The following is an 8266-nucleotide window of genomic DNA, read 5'->3' as shown; positions in this document are numbered from 1 at the left end:
GAGTCGGTCCTCCCGATGAAGACCTTCACGAAAAGGGCCACGCGCGCCGTCTCCGGCTGGTCAACTTTGTTGCGGAAGTCGGCACCACACACCAGGAGGCCGCCGGTGAGACGAGGACGCCCGGGGGAGGCGCGGCCGGTGCTTTCGCGCGGGACGGCGACAGCGTCAACGGCACCGCGGGCAGTGACGGCGTCGTGATCATCTACCTGTACGGCTGAGCCTGAGCGGGCAGGGGCACCGCCGATAGACTCGGCGGTGCGCTGCTGGTTGTGGGCCGGGCCGAGCACAACCCCGCGAGGACGGTGGGACCTGTGGCGCGATGCGGCTGCGGCGGTGGCCTGTGCAACTGCTCTGTGCAGGCCGGTACGAACGTTTCGGTGAGCGGGTCCGGCTCGGCCGCGAACCCGTACGTGATCAGTACTGAGGTGACGTGCGACCAGGTACGGCCGTGCCTGTCGGCCGGGGCGGGCGCCACCTATGATCCGGCGACCGGAGTGATCTCGGCGGACCTGTCCGGCCAGGCCGGGAACAACCTCACCATCGCCCCGGACGGCGGCCTGTTCGTGCCGACCGGCTCGGCCACCGTGACCGCGGGCTGCGGCCTGACCGGCGACGGCTCCGGGGGCGCCCCGCTGGCGGTGGCCACGGGCACCTGGCCGTACCCGTGCGACCCCGACGCCGCCGGTGGCGTCATCGTCTGCGGAGCGGACGGGGTGCTGCGCGGGGAGCCCCGCGGACAGGTGAACTACGTCCAGCTCAGCGAGAGCCGGACCTATGCGGACCTTGCCGTTCCGGCCGATCTCACCGTGGTGGACACGTTCACGCTGAACGTCACGAACCCGGACCAGTGCCGCCCCGCCATGGTCTTGGTGGAGCGCGAGGTCGACGTCGACTTCATCCTCCCCGCGGGTGCCGGCGCCTCGTACGGCCACGACACCGATCAGATGTACTACATGCGGAACACGGGCTCGTCGACGATGACCGACGTGCATACGCAGACGACGAAGCTGTATCAGGCCGTGTCTGCCCTCGCCCCGGGGGCCGGAGCGGTGATTCAGCTGCCCGTCACGATGGACCGCGGGTCAGGCGGCGCGACGTACAACCGGATCCAGGCGTTCATCCGCGCGATCCTCATCAGCCTGTAAAGGGAGCGGCATGCACGGCATGACCATCGCTGGAGTCAGCCCGGTCGGTGAGCTGGTCGACGTCTTCGTCATCTACGAGGACGGCACCCCGGCGCACATGCAGGTACTCGCCGGGACCGAGCCGATGCTGAGCCGCCCCGGCGCTTTCGTGTCCAGGGCGGAGTACGGGGAGCGGGTGCGGGAGCTCCGCGAGGGAACGGCGGCGCGGGTTGCCGAGCTGGAGGCCGCGGACGAGGCCCACCACCGGGCCGACTACGACGCGCTGCGCGCGGCCGGCGTGGCGGAGGACAGCGCGCGCCGCTTGTCCGGGTACGGCGGGGCCTGATGGCCGGGTTGGGCAGGGCCGCGGTGGATACACTTCCGGGGTAGCCGCTGGTTCTGGGCCGGGCCGTGACCTCTGTGACAGCAGGGAGAATCATGGCTCAGTGCGGATGCGGCGTCCGGCGATGCTCCTGCAGCGTCGTCGCCGGCGCGAACGTCACCGTCGAGGGCAACGGAAGTTCCGGCCTTCCGTACGTCATCAGCGCCGGGGCGGCCTCCGTGGACTGCGACGACGTGCGGCCCTGTATCTCGGCGGGGCCTGGCGCCTCGTACGATCCGGCGACTGGTGTCGTGTCGGCGCGGATCTCCACGGATGCGGGTAACGCGCTGGTCTTGGGCGGGGATGACAGTCTCCTCGTCCCGGTACCGGACACGGCGGTGACGGCCGCGTGCGGCCTGACCGGCGACGGCACCGGCGGCGCGCCGCTGGCGGTCGCCGTCTCGCCGTGGCCGTGGCCCTGCGACCTGGACAGCGAGGCCGGGCTCGTCTACTGCGATGCGGCGGGCACGCTGCGGAGCGAACCCCCGGGCAAGATCGACCACTTTCAGTCGGTCGTGACCCTGGCGTACCCCGACCTGCCCGTTCCGCCCGACACGACGGTCGGAGGGGCGACCGTCGAGACGCGGTCCCTGGACGTCACGAACCCGGACACGTGCCGCCCGGCGCAAGCGATCATCGAGACCGAGCTCGACGTCGACTTCGTGATCCCGCCGACCGGCCGCGCGGGCCAGTTCATGTACGGCGACGAGACGTACAGGTTCGAGAACAACGGCACGGCGACCGTCTTCGACGTGCACACTCAGACGTCGAAGGTCGGACAACGGCCACGAGGAACAGGCCATGGTCGCCCTGTGCGAGTCGTGGGGCGTCGAGTACGAGGTCTTCACCAACATCACGCCGACGATCTACGGCGGCGGCGAAGTCCTCACCGCGCAATCCGCCGAACACCTCCGCGTCCGGAAGCAGTTTACGGGCTGCAACGCCGGACACACGTTCTTCCACATGGACCCACACGGCCTGGTGTCCATCTGCAAGATCGGCCGCGACTATCAGATCAGCCTGCCCCATGAGGGCATCGAGGGCCTGGCCCGGCTGGGCGCGATCGCGGACCGCCTCATGCTTCGCACCGGAGGGTGCTCGGGATGCACCCTGGCCGGTTCCTGCCGCGTGTGCAGGCCCCTGGCCAAGCACTACCAGGAGGCGAAGGCGCCGCTGGCCGCTTACTGCCAGCACGGAGATAAGAAAGCAGGGTGACGATGACCGCTGTAGCAGTCGAGATCTCGCCGCGCCGACCGTTCCCGAGTGACGGCCCCGGGGCCGGTGAGCCGTACTTCACGCGGCCGGTCCTGGCGGCCGCGCCGCCGGTGACCCGGATCACCGGGATCGCCGACATGGACACCGTGATGGACAGCGCGAAGTGCTCGTGCGCCGCCGGTGACGACAACCCGCACTGACCGGATCCGCCCCTGATCCGGTCGTGAACGCGCAGGCTCCGGCGACATCCCGCCGGAGCCTGCGCCGCGTGGTCCCCGTGAGTACCGTGAGGCCATGCGCTTCCGCTGGGGCTGGTTGGAGCCCGTGATGCCTGTCCCGTACGTGCCCACCCTCGGCCCGGTCCGCCGCGAGGACCCGATCCCCGACCTGTTCGAGGCCGTCGTCGAGACGGCCGGCACCGGCCGGTTCCTGCCGTACGACAAAGACCGCCGCTGGGCCGACCGCAAGACGGAGCGGGTCCTCGTCGAGGACATCGAGCACGACCAGGAGCGGACCCTCGTCCCGACGCTCGTCGAGCGGGGCGCGGTGACGGTCAAGGTCCACGCCTACGGCGGCGACCCGGCCGAGGCTGCGGACGTCGCCCGGAGGCTCGCCGAGCAGCACGGCGCGGGCGCGGCCCGGGTCGTGTCGTTCCTGGCCCCGCAGGAGCCCGAGGCACGCGCCGTCGGTGCGACCCGGGTCCAGCTCAAGGAGTTCGCCGGCGGGCCCGGGCAGGCTCCGGGCGTGCCGGTACTGGGCTGCAAGCAGCTCCCCGAGGAGGCCAGTTTCGCCGTGTTCGCCGAGGCGATGGCGGGCGACGGCTTCGCGTTCCTACACGAGCGGATGCGGGCCGGGGCCGTCGGCCCGGTGCTGACCGTGCTCCACGGCGGGCGCGTGGCGGGGGCCATCGGCCCGATGGAGACGCTGAGCGACGCGGGAGGTGCCGTGCGTCTGCTGCCGCAGTACTTCGGCGTCCTGCCGCAGTACAGGGGCTTCGGGTACGGGCGGGCCCTGTGGCGCGCGGCGATGCACTGGGGGCACCAGCACAGTGCCGACTACCAGCTTCTACAGACCGCGGTGGGCGGGGCGTCCGATCGCCTGTGCGCGGCCGAAGGACTGGCCTCTCTGGGGTTCGTGCAGCAGACGGGCGCCTGAGTGCCGCAATGTCGGCCGGAAGCGCAGCGAGTCCGCCCGCGGCGCTCGCCTCCCACGGCAGGCCCCGGCCGTCCGTCTCCCCATGGCGGATGACGGGGGCCGATCGCCGCCCCAGGGCCGGGTCAGTCGGCCAGCGCTGGCGTACCGCGGCGGGCTGCTTGAGGTTCCTGCCGCGATTGTCCTGTCAGCCGCGATGATTCCGCGCAGAAGTTCGTGGAGGGGCAGGCGGCCGGGTGGTCGAGGTAGAGACCGCAGGCGCAGTCCAGGCATCCCTCGGGGCTGCTGACGGGGAGACCGCTGGATGGCACGTTGTCCTCACCCATGGACAGGTGAAGAAACTGCCCGCCGTGGCCGGACGGTTCCTGCCCCGGCTGGCCTCGGATAGTCCGCTGCTGCCCGGCGCGCAAAAAGAATCGCCTGCATGGCCTGGACGACATGAACAAGCCGGCTCACGGCTATGCCAAGCAGGGCGTGCCGCTCGGTCGGCGGGTGTGTGCTCTTCCACGGCTGGCAACGTCCACGCAATGTCAATGAATCAGCTGTTGAAGTAACCCATCTCACACTCAACTCGAACGCGTTCGAGTGATCGTCGGCCTGGGCAAGATCGCTTCGCGAAATGTGACATGTCTATGGCGGTGCGGGGTGGGGAATGTGCGCGTGAGGTGCCGACACGGTGATGGCGACCTGTTAGGTAGACGGGCCCGGCGTCTGGTCTCGCTGGCGGTGTCGGCGGCCATGCTGGCCGGTCTGTCTGGGTTAGGGGCGCTTCCAGCCGCGGCTGCGGTTGCGGAGGACGGGGCGCCGGAACTGTCGGAGGGACAGAAGGCGCTCGCTGCGGCCCAGGCGTCGGGTGAGCGGGTGGAGGTCACCGGGGAGCGGTCGGAACGCTCGACCGTCTACGCCAACCCCGACGGGTTCACCTTCACGCTGGAGGAGTCGGCCGTCCCGGTGCGTGCCCGTACTCCTGAGGGAGGCTGGCAGGCTCCCGATCCCACCCTGGAAGTTCGTTCGGACGGGACTGTGGCGCCGAAGGCCGCCGCGGTGGAGATGGAGTTCTCCGGGGGCGGCAAGGACAAGCCGCTGGTGAAGATCTCCGAGCGGGGCCGCTCGCTGTCCCTGGGCTGGCCGTCGGCCTTGCCCGAGCCCGAGCTGGACGGCGCGAGCGCGTTGTATACCGGAGTCTTCGAAGACGTCGATCTCCAGGTCACGGCATCGTCCGAAGGGTTCCGGCACATTCTGATCGTGCGGACCCCTGAGGCGGCCGCGCGCGAGGAACTGAAGGAGATCGCCTACTCCTTGGACGCCGTGGACCTGGACATCGTCGAGGGGGCGGCCGGGAGCTTCACCGCCGTGGACGATGCCGGCAATCGGGTCTTCCGCGCACCGCCGGCCCAGATGTGGGACTCTGCCGGGAACGGGCAGACCGGGACGCCGGTGGTGTCCACCCAGGAGGCGGCGGTTGCCGCGAACGCGGAGCCGACCTCCGGGACCGCTGCGGCGGGCTCCGCAGCCTCGTCCAGTGCCGAGCCCGGCCCAAGCAGCAACGTCGTCACGATGGATGTGAGGGTCTCCGACACGGCTCTGACCGTGATGCCCGACGCAGGCATGCTGGCCGAAACCGAGGAATCGGCGTATCCGCTCTACATCGACCCGACCGTGACATGGAACGAGTCGGAGCGGACACTGCTGCGCTCCGACGGCTACGAGTCGTACGGCTGGGGCAACGGCGACGACGGCCTGGGCAAGGGCGCGGGCAAGTGCGGCACCTGGAACAACTACTACTGCGGACCGGGCTATGTGCAGCGCCTGTACTTCGAGTTCTCGCCGGCCAGCCTGAAGGGCAAGAAGGTCCTGGATGCCACGTTCACGGTGACCGAGCCGTGGGCGTTCCAGTGCGATCCGCGCTGGGTCGACCTGGTGCGGACGAACAACATCTCCTCCTCCACCACATGGTCGTCGCGTCCCAAGGAACTGGACTGGATGGTCGACCGGTACGTGTCGGCCGGCCGCGGCTCGCTGTGTGATCCGGACTCGCCGGACGCGCCGATCGAGTTCAACGACAACCCGGACGAGACGAACGAGAACCTCACACCGACGGTGCGGGACTTCGCGGCGGGCAAGTTCTCCCGGCTCACGCTGGAGATCCGTGCGCACGACGAGTCCGACACCAGCGCGTGGAAGCGGTTCAAGAACGACGCGGTGCTGTCCGTCGACTTCGTCGGCCTGCCGGCGAAGCCCACCGGAATCGGCCTGGTGACGGGGTCCGGAACGGTGTGCGAGAAGGACGCCTCCGACCCGGCGATCGTCTCGGACCCGACTCCCTCACTGACGGCGACCACACAGACCGCCGCCGGGGGCGAGAAGGACGCACAGCTGCGGACCTACTTCGACATCGACCACAAGAACAGTGACGGCACCTGGTCGGACACCACTGCCGGCAACGGGGACCTCCGCCCCTCCACCGGATACGTGGGCGACGGTGTGAAGACGACCATCTCCTGGTCGACACTGTCCGAGGGCAAGCTCTACCGGTACCGGGCGTGGGTCCGCTCCTACTACAACAGCGGCGGGAGCTACCTGTCGGGCCCGTCGAACGCCTCGACCACGGGCTGGTGCTACTTCCAGGTCGACCCGACAAAGCCCAAGGCGCCGACGATCACCATCGACAGCCCGTACAGCGAGTGCACGGCCAACAGCTGCATCGCGGCCGGCGGCCCGGGACAGAAGGCAACGTTCACCTTCTCCGGGGCGGCCGGGGATGCGAACGTCGCCTACCAGTACAAGCTCTCCACCAGCGCGGCCTGGTCGAGCGAAATCGACGGGGCGACGGTGAGCAAGGGCATCACCCCCAGCCGGTCCGGCACGCACAGCCTTTATGTGCGCGCCAAGGACACTGTGGGCCGCTGGGGCGCGCAGAACGTGGTGGACTTCCTCGTTGCTCCGGGTGCCGGGCCGGTCGGGCGCTGGCACTTCGACGAGGCTTCCGGCAGCGCTCTGGACTCCGCCGCAGGCGGCGGCACGTACGACGCGGCACTGGCGGGAGGCGCGGCCCGCGACGACCGGGGCCGGCGCGGCCTGATCACGCATGATGCGCAAGGGCAGCCGCTGGAGAACACGGTGACCGACAAGGGCATGGTGCTCAACGGGAGCACCGGCTACTCCGCCACCAGCGGGCAGGTGGTTGAGACCCGCTCGTCGTACACGGTCTCTGCCTGGGCGCGCCTGGAGAGCGCCCCGAGTGGCAACGCCACGGTCCTGGGTCAGGACGGCTCGTACTACAGCGCGTTCTATCTTTCGTACCAGGCCAACAAGCAGACTTGGAGCGTGCGCACCTCTCCGGCCGACGCGGCGGGTGGAAACCTCACCGATCAGATCGTGGTCGCCGAGCAGCCTGCGACCGTGGGCGCCTGGACCCACCTGGCGATGGTCTACGACGCGCCGGCCAATGAGATCCGTCTCTACGTCAACGGCAGGCTGCAAGGGTTCGACACCGTCAGCGCCGCCTGGGCGGCGAGCGGCCCGATGCAGATCGGGCGGGCGCTGTGGCACGGCGCCTACGTCGACTACTTCCCCGGGAGCATCGACGAGGTCACCGTCTGGCAGTACGAGCTGACGGACGAGAGCATCGCCGACGAGGCCCGCCTGCTCACGTCGGAGACGTTCGCGGCGGTGGAATCGGTCGCCGAGTGGTCGGCGGACAGGGGCAGCGGCACCACCATCGCTGACACGACGTCCGGCTACGGCAAGAGCCTGACACTGGCCGGCGGGGCCTCGCTGGAGGACGGCGCGATCGTCCTGGACGGCGTCGACGACTCGGCCACGGCAGGCGGTCCGCTGGTGGACGACACCGGCGCCTTCACGGTTACCACCTTGGTGGAACTGAACGGGCAGGAGCTGTTGGCGAAGGACGTCGGGTACACCGGCCAGGTGATCGGCCAGCGCACTGCCGACGGCTCGGCATGGGGTCTGTGGTTCGAACTCACGGAAAAGACAACCGTCCTCGACGAGGAGACACTCGAGGAGCGGATTTTGGCACTTCGGCAGGCTCAACACCGATGGCACCTTCTCCTCCGTGCAGTCCGACGAAGTCGCCGCTCTGGACAGCCCTGTCCGGCTGACCGGCGTCCACGACGCGGTCGGGGGAAAGATCAGTCTCTACCTCGGCTACGGGCAGAACGGCGACGACACCGCGTACACCGCCAAGGCCGGCACAGGTGACTTCGCCGTCGGCATGGGCTTCACAAACGGCTCATGGAAGCACTACCTGCCCGCCCGCATCTCCGAAGTACGCCTGTGGGCAGGAGCGATGGCCGGCCCTGAGCAAGTCGAGGCCGCAGTGGGCGACTGACCCCCGGCAGGCAGACGGTGTGACGCCGCCCGGGCGGCGCCA

5 protein-coding genes and 2 pseudogenes are annotated in these 8266 nt (G+C 69.6%); all 7 read left to right on the top strand.

Annotated features, from left to right (window positions below):
* A partial coding sequence (locus GUY61_RS09020) for a hypothetical protein (RefSeq protein WP_166629551.1) occupies window positions 1–218 on the top strand: 218 nt, incomplete at its 5' end.
* 159 nt (window positions 219–377) lie between these two features.
* Window positions 378–1145: a hypothetical protein gene (locus GUY61_RS09015; RefSeq protein WP_166629550.1), complete on the top strand. Its 768-nt coding sequence runs from the start codon at window positions 378–380 to the stop codon at window positions 1143–1145.
* Between the two features lie 19 nt (window positions 1146–1164).
* On the top strand, window positions 1165–1470 hold the full coding sequence (locus GUY61_RS09010; protein ID WP_166629549.1) for an NAD-glutamate dehydrogenase: 306 nt from the start codon (window positions 1165–1167) through the stop codon (window positions 1468–1470).
* Window positions 1471–2283: 813 nt separating this feature from the next.
* Window positions 2284–2721, top strand: a pseudogene (locus tag GUY61_RS09000) (radical SAM protein); the annotation flags it as partial.
* A 2-nt stretch (window positions 2722–2723) separates the two neighbouring features.
* Entirely contained in the window at window positions 2724–2921 is a 198-nt protein-coding gene (locus tag GUY61_RS08995; RefSeq protein WP_166629534.1) for a hypothetical protein, read from the top strand.
* Window positions 2922–3015: 94 nt separating this feature from the next.
* Window positions 3016–3876 carry a GNAT family N-acetyltransferase gene (locus GUY61_RS08990; RefSeq protein ID WP_166629547.1) on the top strand — a complete coding sequence of 287 codons (861 nt, stop codon included), beginning with the start codon at window positions 3016–3018 and terminating at the stop codon, window positions 3874–3876.
* A gap of 735 nt (window positions 3877–4611) precedes the next feature.
* A pseudogene (locus GUY61_RS08985) lies at window positions 4612–8224 on the top strand (LamG-like jellyroll fold domain-containing protein).
* The last annotated feature ends 42 nt before the right edge of the window (window positions 8225–8266 follow it).

The organism is Streptomyces sp. GC420 (genome assembly GCF_009916105.1).
Lineage (GTDB): Bacteria > Actinomycetota > Actinomycetes > Streptomycetales > Streptomycetaceae > Streptomyces.
This window is presented reverse-complemented; position numbering and strand designations above follow the sequence as displayed.

What these genes read in the sequence shown, in the direction of transcription:
- GUY61_RS09010 (WP_166629549.1), top strand. Translation starts at nt 1,165, where the DNA reads ATGACCATCGCTGGAGTCAGCCCGGTCGGTGAGCTGGTCGACGTCTTC.
- GUY61_RS08995 (WP_166629534.1), top strand. Translation starts at nt 2,724, where the DNA reads ATGACCGCTGTAGCAGTCGAGATCTCGCCGCGCCGACCGTTCCCGAGT.
- GUY61_RS08990 (WP_166629547.1), top strand. Translation starts at nt 3,016, where the DNA reads ATGCGCTTCCGCTGGGGCTGGTTGGAGCCCGTGATGCCTGTCCCGTAC.